This is a genomic window from Nostoc sp. CCY0012 (assembly GCF_963920855.1).
Classification (GTDB): domain Bacteria; phylum Cyanobacteriota; class Cyanobacteriia; order Cyanobacteriales; family Nostocaceae; genus Cyanocohniella.
In genome coordinates, this window is the sequence record NZ_CAWUDM010000229.1 from 1 (window position 1) to 1,503 (window position 1,503).

The 1,503-nt window shown below is 32.7% G+C and carries 1 protein-coding gene; it reads left to right on the plus strand.

Annotated features, from left to right (window positions below; translation table 11 throughout):
* The first annotated feature begins 183 nt into the window (after positions 1-183).
* Positions 184-1,359: an ISH3 family transposase gene (locus ACM0OS_RS28870; protein ID WP_414546602.1), complete on the plus strand. Its 1,176-nt coding sequence runs from the start codon at positions 184-186 to the stop codon at positions 1,357-1,359.
* The last annotated feature ends 144 nt before the right edge of the window (positions 1,360-1,503 follow it).

The following is a 1,503-nucleotide window of genomic DNA, read 5'->3' on the forward strand; positions in this document are numbered from 1 at the left end:
CAGTAAACCAAAAAGTTTTCCCAAAAGGGCGAATCACTAGGTATATAGGAGATATCACCAATAAACGAGTACAGAGAAGCAAGTATTATAAAATACTCATTACATAAAAAATAGTTATCATATTTTACAGCACTTCAAAATATGAAATGATTAAAGTAGTATGTCGTATATTGGCTGAAAAAATTGACTGTTTCATCTCGACGAAAAGCCAAGAGGAGCGAGTCTACAGAAGAACCAATTTTAACAGACTCAGAAACCCTTGATGAAGTCCTAAAGTGTTTAGTAGAAAATTTTTCGATTGAAACTCAAGGAGTATGTGACCAGCAAACTTTATTTGAGATCCTCATAAAAGCAGCCAGCAGTGGAGATAGTATTGAGAACACAGCTAAACTATTAAAGAATGTTCCGACAGCCAATGATATTAGATATCATCTCAATAAAATCAATAATTTTGAAGAATTAGAGGCGCAAATTAACCTGGCATTGAAAAGCCGAATCCCTTTAGGATTAAAAAAAGGCTGTTTAAAAATAGCGATTGATTTAAATCTAATTTGCTATTATGGTAAGCCAACATCGGAGGAATTACCTTACATATATCGAAGTCAAGCAAAATCTGGTACGCATTCATTTTACGCCTATGCAACTTTATATGTAATTACCAAAAATAAGCGTGTAACCCTTGCTGTTAGGGGAGTTCGTCAACTAGATACTAGTGCCGCTATAATTACTTATTTATTAGCAGAACTTGACTCCCTTAAGATAAATGTAAAAAAGCTATACCTGGATAGAGGCTTTTTTAATACTCCTGTAATTAGATGGTTACAAGCATTAGATATTCCATTTATTATGCCTGCTGTCAAAACAGGAAAGCAAGGAGGAATCAAGCAGCTTTTAAAGGGTAAAAAAAGTTATAAAACTACCTATACAATTACAAGAGACAAAGATGATTCAGTCACCTTTGACTTATGGATTGTCTGTAAGTATAGAAAGGGGAAGCGTAAAAAGTATGGAGTGCAATACTTTGCTTATGTTACTTATAAAATCAAAACAAATTTAAATTATATCTATGAAGATTATCGAAAAAGATTTGGTATTGAAACTAGCTATCGGCTGAAAAATATTTGCCGAATTAAAACTAATAATAAAAATCCAGTTTTGAGATTACTATTCCTTGGCATATCCTTTCTTTTAGTTAATATTTGGGTGAATATACTTTGGCTTAGAATCAGTCGTAAAAGGAAAGGGAGTCGATTAATTTATCGCACACTTTTTACACTTAAACAGATGTTGGCCTTTTTATCTCAAGCCCTACAGCGCAAATATCAAGTAGTTGAAAGCATTTATATTCCAACAGGTTAGCACTGAAAATCTCTCGACCAACTAATCATAAGTAATCATAATCTATACTGTGTCTGCCGGTTAGAGAATTACATATCAAGAAGTATCAAAAGATATAAGTATTTTAGCGATCGCTCTTCTCTTAAAAACTTTTTGGTTTACTGA